The sequence below is a fragment of the Saccharomonospora saliphila YIM 90502 genome, assembly GCF_000383795.1.
GTDB classification, from domain to species: domain Bacteria; phylum Actinomycetota; class Actinomycetes; order Mycobacteriales; family Pseudonocardiaceae; genus Saccharomonospora; species Saccharomonospora saliphila.
The window spans coordinates 19,372-35,799 of the sequence record NZ_KB912667.1 but is presented as its reverse complement, the minus strand read 5'-3'; the positions used below and the strand labels follow the sequence as shown (position 1 = coordinate 35,799).

The window sequence follows — 16,428 nt, the reverse complement described above, 5'->3', positions numbered from 1 at the left end:
TCGGGCGAGCCGCCCGCGGGGGCGTTGCGGGAGCCTCGCACCACGCGCTGATCGCCGGACGGCAGCGCGCACACGGCCTCGGTGTTGAACGGCGCCTCGGCGGTGTCCTCGCCGCGGCGGTACTCGGTGCCGGAGTAGCCGCGCACGCACGGCGCCGGGTCGAAGAAGGTCAGCGCCTGGGAGAGCCGGTCGCCGTCGGCGTTGAGCGCGGCCGTGGTCGAGGCCACCGCTTTCGGGGTGAACACCAGCAGGTGTTCCAGCCCGTCCGTCCGCGCCTCGACCAGCCGGGCGGTCGTGAGCAGATTGGCCAGCAATACCGACAGTCCCGGGTCGGTGTCGTCGAGCAGCCCGCTGATCTGGGTCGCCGCGGCGGGTGCGGTGCTGATCAGCTCACGCAGGTCCGTGTCGGCCTCGGCCAGTTCCCGCGCGAGCAGCTTCGCGTCGCGCCCGAACGAGCGCCACGCCCGCGCGGACTCCGCCTGGGTGCGCAGCACCGTGGCACCGTCGTCGAGCAGCCCCACGGTCTGCGGCAGGTGCTCGGTCGCGGTGCGGGTGACGTCGTCGGCGGAGTCGAGCAGGAGCTGGAGATCGTCGCCGGTGCCGCGCAGGGCGGTGTAGAGCTCGTCGACCACCACGCGCAGCGAGTCGGTGGGCACCGACTCCGTCAAGTCCGCGAGCGTGCCCAGCAGCGTGTGCACCGGCATCGGCAGTGTCGTCGCCGCGCGCGGGATGACCGAGCCGTCGTCGAGGTAGGGGCCCGCGTCGGAGCGCGGCTGGAGGTCGACGTACTGCTCACCGACCGCGGAGCGGTTGGCGACCACGGCCCGCGAGTCCGCCGGGATGGGCGGGGCGTCGTCGTCGAGGACGAGTTCGGCCTCCATCCCGTGTTCGGTCAGCCGTAGCTCGCCGACGCGGCCCACGGACACGCCCCGGTAGGTGACCTCGCCACCGGTGAACAGTCCGCCGCTGGAATCAAGGCGGAGGTGGACGACCTTCTCGTCGCCGACGAGCCTGCCGAGCCCGGCGTACTGGGCGCCGACGAACGAGACCGCGGCGGCGGCGACCACCACGAACGCGAGCACCTGGGCGCGGACCCTGCGCGTGAGCATCACGGCGTCCCTTCGTCGGCGGGCCGCGGCGTGTCGGTGGTGGGCAGCGGCAGCGGCGCGATGGGCTCGGAGTGGCCGGCGTGCGGCAGCACGTCGATGTAGGTGTTGAGGTAGTCGCCGTGGATGCCGTCGAGGACGGCGTCGGTGAACGGGAACGTCGGCAGAATCTCCAGGGCGCGGGGCAGGGCCTGTCCGGCGTCGGCGAGCCGCCGCAGCACCGGCGCCAGCGCCTCCAGGTCCGCGACCAGGTCTTCGCGGGTGCGGGTGACCACGTCCACCGCGACGCCGGAGAGCTCGTCCAGCGAGGACAGCATCGACACCAGCGCCTCCCGCTGGCCGGCCAGCTCGTCGAGACCCGGGGTGAGGTCGTTCAGCGCCGTGGTGATCTGCTCCCGCCGCCCGGCGAGCGTGGCGGAGAGCCGGTTCATCCCGTCGAGGGCGTCGGTGATCTCGTCGCGGTGCGCGTCCAGGTCGGACACCAGGTGCTCGACGCCCGAGAGGAAGCGCTTGATGTCGGCCTCGTTGCCGCTCATCGCGTCGGTCAGTTCGCGGTTGATCGTGCGGAGCTGGGCGATGCCGCCGCCGTTGAGCAGCAGCGACAGCGCGCCGAACACCTCCTCGACCTCCGGGTGCCGGTTCGTGCGGGAGACGGGGATGAGATCGCCGTCGGACAGGGGCGCCCTGGCCTCGGCGCCGCGTTCCGCGCGCGGTGCGGCCAGCTCGACGAACTTCTCGCCGAGCAGGCTGGACTGCCGGATGTTGGCCCGCGCGTCGGCGGGGAGGTCGACGTCGCCGTGCACGGCGAGCACCACCTCGGCCTGCCACCCGTCGGCGCCGCCCAGCTCGATCGACTCCACCCGGCCGACCGGCACGTCGTGGACCTTCACCGCGGCGTGCGGCACGAGGTCGAGCACATCCTCGAAACGCACCGTCACCCGGTAGGGATCGTCACCGAGGTCGGCCCCGCCGGGCAGGGGCAGGTCGTGCGCGCCGTCGAATCCGGGTGGCGCGCACGCGCCTGCCGTCACGCACAACGCCAGCGTGGCCGCCACGGTCCATCCCCGCACGCCCCGCATCAGTCGCCTCCCGTGATGAGCGGCAGCGGCAGGTCCTCGCCGAGGTACTCCAGCACGTTCGTGCGGCCCTGCATCGTGCCGCTGCGCGGGTCGAAGGTGTTGTAGGCGTTCTCCACCGCCAGCGGCGCGACGTCGAGCGCCTCGGCCACCGACTCGCGGTGCTCGACCAGTTGCCCGGTGGTGTGCGCCAGTTTGTCCACGTTCTCCGCGAGCGCGGCCCGGTGGTCGCGCACGAAGCCCTGGATGTCGGCGAGGGCCGTGCCGAGCGTGTCCAGTGCGGCGGAGAGCTCGTCCCGGTCGGCCGACAGCGAGCGCCAGACCTCGGAGAGCTGCTCGGTGGCCTCCCGGACCCGTTCGTCGTTGCCCGCGAGCACGGCGGTGAACTCCCGGAGGCTTTCGACCGTGCCGAAGAGGTCGTCGTCGGAATCGGACAGCGTGCGTGCGAGCGCGGCGAAGTCGCGCACGCTGTCGGCGAACGCGTCGCCGTTGCCCTCGAGCGAGTCGGCGCCGGAGTCGAGCAACTCGGACAGCGCTCCGTCGCCGTTGGCCCCGTCCGGGCCGAGGGCGGTGACGAGGTCGTTCATGCTGCCGTAGAGCTCGTCCAGCTCGACAGGGACGGCCGTGCGCTCGCGGGGGATCACCGCCCCGTCGGCGAGCCGGTCGCCCCCGCGGGCGAGATCGGTGAGCTGCACGTAGCGGTCGGCGACCACGCTGGGGGAGACCACCGCGGCGCGCGTGTCCGCCGCCACGGGCGCGTCGGCCGCGACCGTCGCGGTGGCGCGCACCCGGTCGCCCTCGGGCACCACGGACGTGACCTCACCCACGCGGACACCGAGCACCCGCACGTCGGAGCCGGAGTACACGCCCACGGTGCGTTCGAAGAACAGGGTCACCGACTTCTCGCCAGGCCCGGAGAAGATCCACCACAGTGCGCCTGCCACGCCCACGGCGAGCGCCAGCGCCAGGCTCGCGATCCGTGCGAGCCGGAGCCCGAGGCGGGTGGTCGTCGCTGTCGTCACCGCTGCCCTCCGATCCACGGCGCCCGGCACGGAGCGCGGTTGTCCTCCACCAGGCCGCACAGGTAGTGGTCGATCCAGCGCCCGGACCCGACGGTGTTGTTCACCACCCGGAAGTACGGTCCCGCGAGTTCGAGCGTGCGGTCCAGGTCGTCGGTGTGCCGCTGGAGCACGTCGGTGACCACGCCGAGCTGCTCAAGCGCGGGGGTGAGCTGGTCCCGGTTGTCCGCCACCACCCCGGAGATCTGCTCGGCGAGCCGCCGTGTTCCCGTCAGCAGCTCGCGGACGGCCTCGCGGCGGTGGTTCAGCTCGGTCAGCAGCAGGTTGCCGTCGTTGATGAGCCGGTCGAAGTCCTCGGCGGAGTCCGCGAGCGTGCCGGAGACGGCCCGCGCGCCCTCGAGGAGGTCGGCCAGCTCGTCGTCCCGGGAGGCGATCGTCCGGGACAGTGCGGAGAGCCCGTCGAGCGCGCCGCGCACGTGGTCGGCCGAGCCGTCGAGAGTGGCCGAGAGCGTGCGGAAGCTCTCGGCCAGCCGGTCGGTGTCGATCTCGCCCGCGGTGTCGGCCAGCGTCTCGAACGCCTCGGTGACGTCGTAGGGCGTGGTGGTGCGGCGCAACGGAATCGGGGTGTCCGGGTTCAGCACGTCGTCGCCCGCCGGGCGCAGCGCGAGGTACTTCTGGCCCAGCAGCGTCTTGAGTTTGATCTCGGCCGATGTCCGGTCGCCGATCCAGGCGTCCGAGACGCGGAACGACACCAGCACCCGGTCCTCGGCGAGGTCGACGTCGGTGACCTCGCCGACCCTGATGCCCGCCACGCGCACCTCGTTGTCCGGCGTGATCCCGGCGGACTCGCCGAACTCGGCGGTGTAGGTGGTCCCGCCGCCGACGATCGGCAGGCTGTCGTGGTGGAACGTCGCCGTCACCACGGCGGCGAGCACCGCCGTGCCCGCGACGCCCAGGGTGATCGGGCCGCGCTCGGAGAAGGGTTTCATCGGGTGCACCTCGCGGGGAGTTCGCCCTGCCGGACGCCGGTCGGTGGGTCGGTGAGCAGGACCGCGTCGCAGAGGTAGAAGTTCATCCAGCTTCCGTAGGAGGCGACGCGGCCCAGTCCGGTGAACTTCTCCGGGGTCGTGGTCAGGAAGCGCTCCAGGTCGTCGGTCCCCGCCGCCAGGGTCGTCGACAGCTCCCGGACACCCGTGATGCTCTCCTTTAGCGGGGCGCGGGCATCGGTGAACAGGTCGGCGGTGGCGGTGGTCAACGCCGCCATGCCCTCGACCGACTCGCCGATGGCGGCGCGGTCCTCGGCGAGCCCGCTGACCAGCCTGCGTGTCGTGGACACCAGTGTGGACAGTGCGTCGCCCTCACCGTTGATCGTGTCGAGCACCGTGTTGAGGTTGGTGATGACCTCGCCGATCACCCGGTCGCGGTCGGCCAGGGTCCGGGTGAGTGAGCCCGTGTGGGCCAGCAGGCTCTCCACGGTGCCGCTCTCGCCCTGCAACACCTGGATGATCTCGCCGGAGAGCCGGTTGACGTCCTCGGGATCGAGGGCCTCGAACAGCGGCCGGAACCCCTGGAACAGCTCGGTCAGATCGAGCGCAGGACTCGTGCGCTCCAACGGGATCTCCGTGCCGGGCGGGAGGTTTTCCGTGCTCGGGTCCTCGCCGCGCTCGAGGGCGAGGTAGCGCTGGCCGAGCATGTCGCGGTAGCGGATCGTGGCGGTCACGTCGGCGGGCAGGTCCCGCTGCCTGCGCACCGAGAAGTGCACCCGGGCCAGGTGCCGGTCCACGATCTCCAGCTCTTCGACCTGGCCCACGCGCACCCCGGCGATGCGCACGTCGTCGCCCGGCCGCACGGCCGTGGCGTCGACGAACCGGGCGCTGTAGGCGACGCGGTCGCCGACGCCGGTGTTGCTGATGGAGACGGCCAGCAGCGTGGTCGCCAGCGTGGTGACAAACACGAACAGCAGTCCTTTGGTCAGCGGGGCGGCGATTCCTCTCACCTTCGGCACCCCTCTCCTGTGCGCGGGCCGCGACCGGTTCCGTGGCGGTTCACTCCACTGTCACCTCCCTGCCTCGGTAGAGCGGGCCGACCAGCGCGCTGCTCCACTGCGGCACGGCGCCGGCCTCCACGTCGAGCTCCGGGGCGAGCAGAGTGGACAGCAGGTGGCGTTCCTGCGGCGAGTGGGGCAGTTCGGACTCACCCGTGGCGTCCGGGCCGCCGGTCTCGGCGGGGAGCAGAGGGTGGGCGCCGCTGTGTTCGGGCGGGAGGACGCCGTTCGAGGACGACGGGTCCAGCCCGCTGGGATAGCAGCGAGGCCCGCCCGTGGCCGTGTACGACGGGGTGTCGCGGCCCGGCTCGTAGGCACCTCGCGGTTCGGTGGTGATGGTGCCCTCCAGGTGGAGTCCGGGTTCGCCGGTGCCCGCGCCGAGCACCGCGTCCATCGCCGGTTTGAGCTGCTCCATCGCTGTCAACGTGCAGGCGAACGCGGGGGAGTACTTCGAGGCCAGCTCCAGTCCTCGCCTGCTCGTGGCCGACAGCCGGATCAGGTTGTCGGCGTTGCGGCGCAGGAATCCGGTGACCTCGGCACTGGTGGTGTCCACGCGCTCGTAGAGGCCCCGCAGATCGTCTCCGCGCTCGTCGACGGTGGTCAGCGTCGTGGCGGTGTCGGTGAGCGCGTCGAGGAGGTCGGGCGCGATGTCACCGTAGACGTGGGAAACCTCGGTCAGATCCCGCAGGTTCTGGTGCAGCTTCGGCAGGTTCGGGTTGAACTCGTGCAGGTAGTCGGCCGCCGCGCCGAGCGTGTCACCGATCCGCTCGCCGCGCCCGTCGAGCGCGGTGGCCACCGCACCGAGCGTGCTCGCCAGCTTCTGCGGCTGTACCGCCCGCAGCACGGGCAGCAGTTCGTCGAAGACGCGTTCCAGTTCGACGGCGTTCGCCGAGCGGTCCTGCGTGATGACGTCGCCGTCGGTCAGCGGCGCTGCCGTGCTCTCGGAAGGGATCGACAGCTGTACGTAGCGCTCGCCGAACAGGGTCTTCGGCACGAGCAGGGCCGTGACGTCGGTGGGCAGCATCGGTGTACTGTCCGGTTCGAGCGCCAGGTCGATCTCGGCGCCGTCGCCGGTGGCGCGGATGCCGCGCACCTCGCCGACCAGCACCCCGCGTGCCTTGACGTCGGAGTTCTCGCGGAGCTGGTTGCCGACGTGGCCGGTGCGCAGGGTCACCGAGACCGAGTCGGTGAAGTCCTTGTTGTAGATCCGCACCGACAACGACACCAGCAGCGCCAGCACGAGCAGGAACACCGTCCCGGCGAGGCGCACTCCGAGCTTGCGTATCCAGCGTTGTCTCATCCGGCCACCCGCACCGTCGTGGTCGCGCCCCAGATCGCGAGGCTGGCGAAGAAGTCGAGCAGGGCCACGGCCACGATCGCGGTGCGGACCGCGCGGCCCACGGCGACACCGACCCCCGCGGGGCCTCCGCTCGCGCGGAAGCCGTAGTAGCAGTGGGTCAGCACCACGACCACGCTGAACAGCAGGACCTTCCCGAACGACCAGAGCACGTCCTCCGGTGGGAGGAACAGCTCGAAGTAGTGGTCGTAGGTGCCCTCCGACTGGCCGTAGAACCACACCGTGATCTGCCGGGAGGCGAGGTAGGAGGTCAGCAGTCCCACCGCGTAGAGCGGGATGATCGCGCAGAATCCCGCGATGATCCGGGTCGTGACGAGATACGGCACGCTCGGGATGCCCATGGTCTCCAGCGCGTCGATCTCCTCGGAGATGCGCATCGCCCCGAGTTGCGCGGTGAACCCGCAACCGACGGTGGCCGACAGCGCCAGGCCCGCCACCAGGGGCGCGATCTCGCGGGTGTTGAAGTAGGCGGAGACGAATCCGGCGAACGCGGCGGTGCCGACCTGGTTCATCGCGGTGTAGCCCTGCAACCCCACCACCACTCCGGTGAACAGGGTCATGCCGATCATCACGCCGACCGTGCCGCCGATGACCGCGAGCGCACCGCTGCCGAAGCTGACCTCGGCCAGCAGCCGGACGATCTCGCGGGAGTACCGCCGCAGCGCGCGCGGAGTCCAGGCCAGGGCACGCAGGCTGAACAGGATCGAGTCCCCGAGGGTGTCGAGGAAGGACAGCCTCCGGTCGGCGATTTCGGCGGCGCGCCGCGCGGGGGTGGTGGTGACCATGGCGCTCACATCCCCTTCGGCGGCACGATCTGGAGGTACAGCGTGGTGAGCACGAAGTTGACGAGGAACAGCAGCAGGAACGTGAGGACGACGGACTGGTTCACTGCGTCGCCCACGCCCTTGGGACCGGGCGCCGGGTTCAGCCCCCGGTAGGCGGCCACCACCCCGGCGACGAACCCGAACAGCAGCGCCTTGATCTCACTGATCCACAGGTCGGGGAGCTGAGCGAGGGCGGAGAAGCTGGCGAGGTAGGCGCCGGGTGTGCCGTCCTGCAACACGACGTTGAAGAAATAGCCGCCGCAGACGCCGACGACGCTGACCATGCCGTTGAGGAACACCGCGACGGCCATGGCCGCCAGCACCCGGGGCACGACGAGGCGCTGGACCGGGGAGACGCCGAGCACCTCCATGGCGTCGATCTCCTCGCGGATGGTGCGCGAGCCGAGATCGGCGCACATCGCCGAGCCGCCCGCGCCCGCGATGAGCAGGGCGGTGACGATCGGGCTGGCCTGCTGCACGATGGCCAGTACGCTGGCGGCGCCGGTGAAGGACTGCGCGCCGATCTGGGTGGTCAGGGACCCGACGTGCAGAGCGATCACGCCGCCGAACGGGATCGCGACGAGAGCGGTCGGCAGGATCGACACGCTCGCGATGAACCAGAACTGCTGCACGAACTCCCGGAACTGGAACGGTCTGCGCGGCAGGCAGCGCAGGACGTCGAGTCCGAGGGCGTAGAGCCTGCCCGTCTCCCGGAGCGCGGCGGCGCCCGGAAACGCGCCGCCGCGGCGGCGATGCACGTCGAGTGCCACTGCGTCTCCTGTTCCGGCGCACCGGTGGCGCCGCTCTCCCGCCTTCGGCGTGAAATCCTCGTTTCGATTGTCGGTACGTTTCTGTTCGATGTGTGTGCTGACATCAACGGCGCGGGATGCTCGCGGTTACGACCGATTCTTCGTGGATTGATGACAAGTTTCGCCGATCGGTTGTTGCGTGGCCGAGTGTTCCGTCTTTCTGGCCCCTGCGCTGCGCGGTTTCGTGCCACGGAGGCAAAGTCCGGACGTGCTTCGCTGCTTTTCGGACAGTTCATCGGCCGAACGGGCGACGACGAGGGCGGGTGTGCGTTGTTCGTTCTTGTGACCGGGAGAGGCAGCCGCTACCGTACTCGTCGGTAGGTATCGCGGGTCGCTATCTACCGGCAAGCATGTCGGCCGATTTCTCGCGGATATCCGCAGTTCGATGTCCGCGTCGCTTGCTCTCACTGTCCACAGCCAGTTCGGAGGAAACGCTATGCGTAGGCGCATCACGAGCATCGTCGCTACGGGCGCCGCGGCGGCGCTCGCCCTCGGTCTCAGTGCGATGTCCGCTTCTGCCCAGCAGCAGGAGTGGGTCATCGATCCCGGTGGGGACTACACGGCCGTTTCGGGCACGACGGTTCTGACCAACACCGCCAACGGGGTGACCCTCAACTGCTCCGGCTCCGACGCGAGCGGCACATTGCAGAGCAGCGCGAGCGGGACGCCCGCGCAGATCGGCGGCATCGCCGGCATCGGGTTCGAGAACTGCTCGGGCCCGTTGGGGCTGACGTTCGAGGTCACGCCGCAGAACCTGCCGTGGAGTATCAACGGCGAGTCCTACTCGGACGGTGTCACCACCGGCTACATCGGTGGTGTCGTCGCGAACCTGGCCGGCAGCGGGTGTGACGCCACCGTCGAGGGCGCGGCACCGGGAACCTTCGACAACGCCTCGAACACGCTCGCTCCGCAGCCGATCGACGGCTCGGCGCACGAGCTCGTGGTCACCTTCGTCGACCCGGGCGCGAACTGCTTCGGGCTGATCAACGAGGGCGACGTGGTCACGTTCGAGGGAGCCTACGAGGTGACGCCGGGCCAGGACGTCAGCGTCCAGTGACGGTTCCGGCCCGCCACGCGGGTGACTGAATCCGGGCTCGTCCGGCCGCACGACACGCGCTCGGCCGGACGAGCCCGTCCCACACGTCCGGCCCGGTGCCGCACGCCGTGCGGCACCGCGTGACCGGATGACGCGACGACGAGACGGGATGAAGGCCATGACCACCACCGCTTCCGAGGGCCTACGCCCGCTTCAGCGGGCCGCCGCGACGGGGGCCGTCGTGCTGGCGGGTGCGCTGCTCGCGCCCGCGACCTCGGGAGGGCAGCCGGACGAGGAGTCCGTCGTGGTGCGGAGTCCCGCGTTGGCGTACCGCTGTGACACCACCTCGGCCACCCACACGGCCGAGGTGCGGGTCACGTGGTCGGTGCCCGGACCGGTGCGGGCGGGCGAACCCGTGCGGCAGACCGATCCCACGCTGACGGTCACGCTCGACCGTTCCGGGGTCGCCGACCTCGCCGCCCGCGGCGCGTCCGCGGTGAAGGGAACGGCCGACTTCACCATCCGCACGGAGCTCGGCGGTCAGGACGATGCCGGGGAGCGCGACCGTGTGGCGTGGCGGCGTTTCGTCGTGCCGTCGACGTCGCTTCCCGAGGACGGCCCCCTCGAACTGACGGCGGCGGGCACGGGCGCGCCACTGACACCGGCCGTGCCGGGCGAGCTCGTGTTCCGAGGGGGCGAGCTCGCCCTGCTTCTCGCGTGGGACGAGGAGGGCGCCCACGACGAGGCCCCCGGGACCGGTGGCGGTGAGCACCCCGACGGCGGCTCGGATGACGGGGCCGACGGCGGGTCCGACGGGGCCGATGGCGGGTCCGACGGGGACGTGGAGCCTCCTCCCGGCACGACGGCCGGCAGCCGGCCACCGGGTACCGGCGGTGGTGGCGGTGCGACGCGGGGAGCGGAGGAGGACACGCCCGTGCTGGTGCTCGAGTGTGTCCCCGCACCGGAGGCCGACACCACGATCGGCGCGCTCACCGTCGGCGCGGGTGCGACGGCTCCGGGCCGTGAGGGGGCCGGGAGGGAGGACGGCCCTCCCTCCGAGGACGGCGCGCGGCTGCCGCTCGACACCGAAGGGCCCGCCACCGGGGCCGACGCGCCCGGCGAGTGCGACGACTTCGGCGACGCGCAGATGGGTTGGTGCGCGCGGCTCGGCGGATACACCAACGTCGAGGCACTGGACGCCGCGGCGAAGGTCGAGCCGGGGATCGTGAACCTGGCCGTTCCCAACATCACGCCGTGCGGCGACGGGTCGGAGTGGTATTGGTTCTGCCAGACCGTCACCGCACGCCTGGACCACGACGGTGAGCGACGGCTGCCGCCCACGCGCAACACCTTCCACGCGTTCGGCTTCATGCCGACCTCGGTCACGGTGGAGCTGACTCAGGTCGGCGACCTGGAGATCGCCGTCCGATCGCAGGTCATCGCGCCCTACGACGGGTCCGTCGTCGCGCGGGCGTCACTGTCGCTGCGGCTCGACGACGTCACGGTGAACGGCACCCCGCTGGACGTCGGCGACGACTGTCGCACTCGCACACCGCTCGATGTGTCGCTGACGGCCGACTATCCCGGTGACTACACACCCGACCAGGGCGGGTTCCTCGACGGATTCCTCGACATTCCACCGTTTTCCGGCTGCGGCACCGAAGAGGACCTCGACCCGCTCATGACCAATCTGGTCTCGGGCGAGCGGTACTACGTGAAGATGACCCAGGGCCGGATCTGTGACATCAGACGGAATCTCGACTGCCCGCCCGAGGTTCCCGAACTCCAACGATGACGGGGGCGAACGACGCGGCGAGGGCCGTGCGGCGACAACCTGGTGCAGGAAAGGAGTGGTGACGATGACCATGGCGCCCGACAAGGGAAACGGATACAGACCCGGAATCTCGCGCCGGTGGCTGCGCGTGGCCGTGGGCGCGGCGGCGGCGACGGCCACCGTGGTGGCCGGCGTGGCTCCCGTGTCGGCGGAGCCCGGCACGCCGGCCGTGACGGAGCTCGCCGGGAACTGGGCTCCGTTCGACCGGTGTCCGGTGGACGATCCGGCGATGCTGGCCGCCGACGGGGACGAGCTCGCGGCGCTGTGCCTGGCCTCGTCGTCGGAGTCCGGAACGATGACGATCGGGGAGAAGACGGTGCCGACCGCGGGCACGAACCTCCAGTTCGGACTTCTCGGGGACGGCGTGAACTACACCGCCGTGTCCCCCGAGGGCACCGGCATCGTGGCCGACCCGGTGACCGTGCCGGGTGGGCTGCTCAACCTCATGTGCCCCAGTGACATCCCGGTGTTGACCGCCCTGTGCGAGAAGGCGGCCGACAGCTCGCTGAACACCGTGGTCGCCACCGTGGAGCCTGCGGGCGAGCCCAGCGACTTCAGCCTCGATGCCGGGCTCACCACCGGGGCGCCCATCGTGACGCTGCCGGTGAAGATCAAGCTGGACAACCCGCTGCTCGGCGGGAACTGCTACCTGGGCACCGATGAGAACCCGATCGTGTTGCACCCGGCGAACGCCGCGCAGCCGACGCTGGGCCTGACCCGCTACGCACCGGACGGCACCACGGACCCGACCGGGGTGATGAGCAACATCGCACTCACCGGCGCAGACCAGGTCGACGACTCGTTCTCGGTGCCGGGCGCGGACGGCTGCGGCCTGTTCGGGACCCTGGACTGGGCCGTCGACGCCCAGCTCGGCCTGCCCTCGCCGGAGGGCGCCAACAGCCTCGTGCTGCACAGCGCCACCACGACCACGGGCGGCTTCTACACCCCGGAGAACTTCACCCCCGACCAGGGCCGCAGGCTCGCCGACCACTGGCACGCCGCGTCGAACTGACCTCCGCCCACGACTCTTTTGACATGTCGTCAAGGCCTCCTTCACTGCGCTCAACGCAGTGAAGGAGGCCTTGACGACGTGCCAATCCGGAGGCGAACGCGGTCAGGCCGGGTGTCCCGTGGCCAGGAGCATGGTGGGGATCTCGTTCTCGGACAGGCCGAGCAGGTGTGCCACGGCGGCGTCGTCGAAACCCGCCACGGCGCACGAGGCCAGTCCGAGCGCGGTTCCCACGAGACAGAGGTTCTGCACCGCGATGCCGGTGTCGACGTGCAGCGTGCGGTAGTGCCGCAGCGGGTACTTGTCGAAGGCCACGTCGAGCCGCGCCGTGAGCGCGATGGTCACCGGTGCCTGTCCGAACTCGTCTTGGAGATACACCTGCTCCAGCGTCTCGGCGGGGTCGGTGTCGCTGAGCTCGACCAGCTCGTGCGGGACCGCTTCGTAGCGGTAGACGCCGGGATCGAATCGCTCGGCACGCTGGATGACCGCGTAGGCCCGCAGGATGTCCAGACCGCCCGCGCTCGGCGCCATGCTCAGCGGGTACTCGTCGACGCCGTAGGCGGGAACGAAGCGTTGCACACCCATCGAGAACCGCAGTAGCGCGCTCAGCGTGGCCAGCTCGATCGGGCGGTCGGCGTAGGCGTACTGCGACCGTCGCCGCGCCAGCGTGGCCACCAGCCCGTCCCGGGGTGGTTCGACGTCCGGCAACGGGATACGCCGGTAGTGCGGCAGCGACCTGGTCGGCCCGGGACGCTGAGCGTTGAGCAGCCGGTGCACCGCCAGAGCGCGTTCGGTGATCTCGCGGCCGCTCACCACGGCTCCTGTCGCTTCTCCACGTCACCGGACACGGCCGCATCGTAATACTTTCGAGTGGTTCTGTGTCACGCTTCCGTCGGAGAACGCACATCGCGTGGCGATTCGCGGGCGAGGTGCGAAGGAGGCCCGGCTCCGACAGGGCTCCGAGAACGCCGGGCCTCGCGGGCACGCTCGGCGGAACCCCGGCCACCGCGTCACGGCGGGCCGCGAACCACGGGGCAACTCGTGGGCCGCTCGGGGCAACTCGGGGTCGGCTGGGGGCAACTCGCGGGCAGTGGGGGGCAACTCGCGGGTCAGGGGAGCCAGGTGTCGGTCGAGGACAGCACGACGAGGTGCTGGGTGGCCCGCGTCAGGGCGACGTAGAGGACCCGCCTGCCCGTCACCGACTCGGCGATCAGCTCGGAGGGCTCCACCAGCGCCACCGCGTCGTACTCCAACCCCTTGGCGTCGAGGCTGCCCACCACTTTCAGCCGCTCGTCCTCCTGCTCGGCCACCCACCCGCGCACCTCGTCCACGCGGTCCATCGCGCAGACGAGGCCCACGGTTCCCTCCACCGCGTCGAGCAGTTCCTTGGCCGCGGCCCGTACCGCTCCCGGGCGGGTGCCCGTCTCGACCCGGCGGACCTCGGGCTCGACACCCGTGGTCCGCACCGCGTGCGGCAGGTCGCCCGGCTCCGCGTGCCCGGCCACGACGCGGGCCGCCAGCTCGAAGATCTCCGCCGAGTTCCGGTAGTTGGTGCGCAGGGTGTAGCGCCTGCGCGGGGTGCGCGGGCCGAACGCCTGGTCCCGCGCCTGCCGCGCCTCCTCCACGTCGGGCCACGAGCTCTGCACCGGGTCGCCCACCACGGTCCAGCTCGCGTACCGGCCGCGCCTGCCCACCATGCGCCACTGCATCGGCGACAGGTCCTGAGCCTCGTCCACCACGATGTGCGAGTACTCGTCGTAGTGCTCGGGCCGCTGCCGCGCGGGCGTGGTCGTCGAGTCCCGCCTCGGCTCGGCGTCGAGTTCGATCTCCTCGGCGCGCCTGCGCCGCTTGGGCGGCGGCCCGAGCAGGACACGCAGCTCGTCCAGCAGCGCGATGTCGGCGACCGTCCACTCCCGTCCGGTGTCGGCCAGCGAGGCCGCGAGCCGCGTGACCTCGTCGGCCGTGAGTACGCCCCGCGCGGCGCGGGCGAGCCTGCTCCGGTCCCCGAGCCAGCGCAGCACCTGCGCCGGGTAGAGCACCGGCCACCACACCACCAGGAAGCGGTGGAAGTCGATCCGCTCCCCGAGGCGGGTGATCAGCTCCGCCCGGTCCACCGTGCCGCCGTCCGCCCGGGCGTACTCCTCGGCCTTGTCGGCCAGCGCCTCCAGCAGTGCCTCGGCGACCCGCACCCGCGAGCGGTTCGGCGGCTGGGCGCTGTTGTGCAGCTTGCGCCGGAGCCGGTCGAGCTCCTTCGCCGGAAGCACGAGGACCTCGCCCTGGTAGACGATACGCAGCTCGGTGGGTGCCTCCGGCGGGGTCTGGCGCAGCGCGCGAGAAAGCACCTTGCGCATCCGCAGCGATCCCTTGATCGCCGCGAGTGGCGCGGAGTCGTACGTGGTGGCCTCGATCCCGTCGAGCACCTGCCCCAGCGCGCGCAGCTCAACGGCCGTCTCTCCCATCGACGGCAGCACCCGCGAGATGTAGGTGGTGAACGCCCCGGACGGGCCGAGCACCAGCACTCCGGCACCACCGAGCTGCCGCCGGTAGCGGTAGAGCAGATACGCCGCCCGGTGCAGGGCCACCGCCGTCTTCCCGGTGCCCGGGCCTCCGGTGATCTCAGTCACGCCGCGCCACGGAGCGCGAATCACCTCGTCCTGTTCCTTCTGGATCGTGGCGACGATGTCGCGCATCGTCTCGCCCCGGGCGCGGCCCAGCGCGGCCATGAGCGCGCCTTCACCGACCACGGGCATGTCGTCGGGCACGGCTTCGGGCATCAGCACGTCGTCGTCGATGTCGAGCACCGACCGGCCGGAGCAGCGGATCACCCTGCGCCGGACGACGTCCATGGGGTCCTCGGCCGTGGCCTGGTAGAACGCCGCCGCCGCGGGGGCGCGCCAGTCGGTGACGAGGTTGTCGAAGTCGGCGTCCCGGATGCCGAGCCTGCCGACGTGGACGGGTTCGGACGCGGTGTGATCGAGCCTGCCGAACACCAGGCCCTCGTACTCGGCGTCGAGCGTCTGCAAGGTCTGGTTGGCGTGGAAGACCATCATGTCGCGTTCGAACAGCATCGACGCCTGCTCGAACACCGCTTCGTGTTGCGCGCCCTGGCCGAGTTCGTAGCCCTTGGCTCGCATCGACTCCGCCTGGTCGCGCAGCTCCGCCAGCCGGGCGTAGACCCTGTCCACGTGTGCCTGCTCGACGGCGATCTCGGCCCGCTTGGTCCGGGGTTCCGACACTCGGCGCTCCTGAAAGCTCAATCGCCTCAAAGAAAACAGAAGGGGGAAGAACGACTTTACGCGACGGGCGTGCGCGGGAGTACCACGTCCTGCCGCCGCGGGGTGGGGCCTGCTGGGACGATGGTGCGGTGACCAGGATCGTGGCCGGACACGCGGGCGGGCGGACGTTGCGGGTGCCGGCGAAGGGGACCCGGCCCACGTCGGACCGGGTCCGGGAGTCGCTGTTCAACGCGCTGGAGTCGGCGGGCGAACTCGACGGAGCCCGGGTGCTCGACCTCTACGCCGGGTCGGGCGCGCTCGGCCTCGAGGCGCTGTCGCGGGGAGCCGCCGACGCGCTGTTCGTCGAGTCCGACCCTGCGGCGGCGGAGGTGCTGCGGGGCAACATCACCGACGTGGGGCTGGGCGGCCGGGTGCGGCAGGGCACCGTGGAGGGTGTGCTCGCCCGGCCCACGGGGGAGCGGTTCGACCTGGTGCTGGCCGACCCCCCGTACGCGGTGGACCCGGCGCGGCTGGCGACGGCGTTGGCCGCGTTGGCCGACGGCGGCTGGCTCAGCTCGCGACGACCGCCAGTGCGACGACCGCCACGACGTAGCGCCGGAGCGTTGCCGGTGTGGACCACAGCGACCACCCGCGGAACCAGTACGGGGCCTGTCACCACCGTCACAGCGCCGCCCCTCCGTCTCGCCCGCACCTTTCGAGTCACCGTAGGCGGGAACGGCGGTTTAGCGATGTTTCGAGCGGCCACAGCACACGAAAGGCCTAATGCAGTACCGTCGCGCCTGGCCCGCCTTCAGCCACGGGCGTGGTCACGACCGAAGGGAGCGACCATGCACGGCGACCACGGGGCCTGACCCACGCGGCATGCCAGGGACGTGGCGCGACCCGGTACCCCCGGACAGCCGAAAGGAGGGATCCCCATGCGTGACAACAACTGGTGACGACGGCGCGACCGTTACTCAGCCGACCGTGTCGGGTTCCGACGCGGCGGCACGGGACCACGCTGCCCAGGCGCCGACGGCGACGACGGACCCGATCGCGGCCACCACGGCGATGACCAGCGACGGAGAGGACGCCTGGG

13 protein-coding genes and 1 pseudogene are annotated in these 16,428 nt (G+C 71.3%); 4 read left to right on the top strand and 10 right to left on the bottom strand.

Annotated elements, in window-relative coordinates; genetic code table 11:
• The 8 genes from SACSA_RS26040 to SACSA_RS0110860 form a co-directional block, all read right to left on the bottom strand.
• The coding region (locus tag SACSA_RS26040) for an MCE family protein (protein ID WP_048876668.1) at positions 1 to 1,109 on the bottom strand (1,109 nt) is incomplete at its 3' end.
• Positions 1,109 to 2,185, bottom strand: coding sequence for an MCE family protein (locus tag SACSA_RS0110890; RefSeq protein ID WP_019815836.1), 1,077 nt, complete (start codon positions 2,183 to 2,185; stop codon positions 1,109 to 1,111). The genes SACSA_RS0110890 and SACSA_RS26040, both read right to left, overlap by 1 nt.
• Complete coding sequence (locus SACSA_RS0110885; protein WP_028661774.1) at positions 2,185 to 3,204, bottom strand: MCE family protein; 1,020 nt, start codon at positions 3,202 to 3,204, stop codon at positions 2,185 to 2,187. The genes SACSA_RS0110890 and SACSA_RS0110885 overlap by 1 nt, the downstream gene beginning before the upstream one ends.
• Positions 3,201 to 4,190 carry an MCE family protein gene (locus SACSA_RS0110880; protein ID WP_019815832.1) on the bottom strand — a complete coding sequence of 330 codons (990 nt, stop codon included), beginning with the start codon at positions 4,188 to 4,190 and terminating at the stop codon, positions 3,201 to 3,203. The genes SACSA_RS0110885 and SACSA_RS0110880 overlap by 4 nt, the downstream gene beginning before the upstream one ends.
• The gene (locus SACSA_RS0110875; protein WP_028661773.1) at positions 4,187 to 5,197 is read right to left on the bottom strand and encodes an MCE family protein; all 1,011 of its coding nucleotides are present in this window, start codon (positions 5,195 to 5,197) and stop codon (positions 4,187 to 4,189) included. The genes SACSA_RS0110880 and SACSA_RS0110875 overlap by 4 nt, the downstream gene beginning before the upstream one ends.
• Positions 5,198 to 5,246: 49 nt before the next feature.
• Positions 5,247 to 6,545 carry an MCE family protein gene (locus SACSA_RS0110870; RefSeq protein ID WP_028661772.1) on the bottom strand — a complete coding sequence of 433 codons (1,299 nt, stop codon included), beginning with the start codon at positions 6,543 to 6,545 and terminating at the stop codon, positions 5,247 to 5,249.
• Positions 6,542 to 7,387 (bottom strand): MlaE family ABC transporter permease, encoded by an 846-nt coding sequence (locus tag SACSA_RS0110865; protein WP_028661771.1) that lies wholly within the window; start codon positions 7,385 to 7,387, stop codon positions 6,542 to 6,544. The genes SACSA_RS0110870 and SACSA_RS0110865 overlap by 4 nt, the downstream gene beginning before the upstream one ends.
• Before the next feature lie 5 nt (positions 7,388 to 7,392).
• The gene (locus SACSA_RS0110860) at positions 7,393 to 8,196 is read right to left on the bottom strand and encodes an MlaE family ABC transporter permease (protein ID WP_019815824.1); all 804 of its coding nucleotides are present in this window, start codon (positions 8,194 to 8,196) and stop codon (positions 7,393 to 7,395) included.
• 475 nt (positions 8,197 to 8,671) lie between these two features.
• On the opposite strand from SACSA_RS0110860, the gene SACSA_RS0110855 reads away from it, so the two are divergent.
• From SACSA_RS0110855 to SACSA_RS0110845, 3 genes are all read left to right on the top strand, one after another.
• Positions 8,672 to 9,292 carry a hypothetical protein gene (locus SACSA_RS0110855; protein WP_019815821.1) on the top strand — a complete coding sequence of 207 codons (621 nt, stop codon included), beginning with the start codon at positions 8,672 to 8,674 and terminating at the stop codon, positions 9,290 to 9,292.
• A gap of 157 nt (positions 9,293 to 9,449) precedes the next feature.
• Positions 9,450 to 11,066, top strand: coding sequence for a DUF6801 domain-containing protein (locus SACSA_RS0110850; RefSeq protein WP_028661770.1), 1,617 nt, complete (start codon positions 9,450 to 9,452; stop codon positions 11,064 to 11,066).
• Positions 11,067 to 11,130: 64 nt separating this feature from the next.
• Positions 11,131 to 12,117 carry a hypothetical protein gene (locus SACSA_RS0110845; protein WP_232212923.1) on the top strand — a complete coding sequence of 329 codons (987 nt, stop codon included), beginning with the start codon at positions 11,131 to 11,133 and terminating at the stop codon, positions 12,115 to 12,117.
• Positions 12,118 to 12,219: 102 nt separating this feature from the next.
• Here SACSA_RS0110845 and SACSA_RS0110840 read toward each other — a convergent pair whose 3' ends face one another.
• Entirely contained in the window at positions 12,220 to 12,927 is a 708-nt protein-coding gene (locus SACSA_RS0110840; protein WP_028661769.1) for a SagB family peptide dehydrogenase, read from the bottom strand.
• 296 nt (positions 12,928 to 13,223) lie between these two features.
• Positions 13,224 to 15,350, bottom strand: a complete 2,127-nt coding sequence (locus tag SACSA_RS0110835; protein WP_019815815.1) for a HelD family protein — start codon at positions 15,348 to 15,350, stop codon at positions 13,224 to 13,226.
• 128 nt (positions 15,351 to 15,478) lie between these two features.
• Between SACSA_RS0110835 and rsmD the strand changes: the two are divergent.
• Positions 15,479 to 15,904 (top strand): annotated as a pseudogene (gene rsmD, locus SACSA_RS26775) (16S rRNA (guanine(966)-N(2))-methyltransferase RsmD); the annotation flags it as partial.
• Positions 15,905 to 16,428: the final 524 nt, after the last annotated feature.

Excerpts from the sequence above, each read along its gene's own strand:
- SACSA_RS0110890 (WP_019815836.1), bottom strand. The coding sequence starts at position 2,185 with ATGCGGGGCGTGCGGGGATGGACCGTGGCGGCCACGCTGGCGTTGTGC.
- SACSA_RS0110850 (WP_028661770.1), top strand. The coding sequence starts at position 9,450 with ATGACCACCACCGCTTCCGAGGGCCTACGCCCGCTTCAGCGGGCCGCC.
- SACSA_RS0110870 (WP_028661772.1), bottom strand. The coding sequence starts at position 6,545 with ATGAGACAACGCTGGATACGCAAGCTCGGAGTGCGCCTCGCCGGGACG.
- SACSA_RS0110845 (WP_232212923.1), top strand. The coding sequence starts at position 11,131 with ATGACCATGGCGCCCGACAAGGGAAACGGATACAGACCCGGAATCTCG.
- SACSA_RS0110880 (WP_019815832.1), bottom strand. The coding sequence starts at position 4,190 with ATGAAACCCTTCTCCGAGCGCGGCCCGATCACCCTGGGCGTCGCGGGC.
- SACSA_RS0110865 (WP_028661771.1), bottom strand. The coding sequence starts at position 7,387 with ATGGTCACCACCACCCCCGCGCGGCGCGCCGCCGAAATCGCCGACCGG.
- SACSA_RS0110855 (WP_019815821.1), top strand. The coding sequence starts at position 8,672 with ATGCGTAGGCGCATCACGAGCATCGTCGCTACGGGCGCCGCGGCGGCG.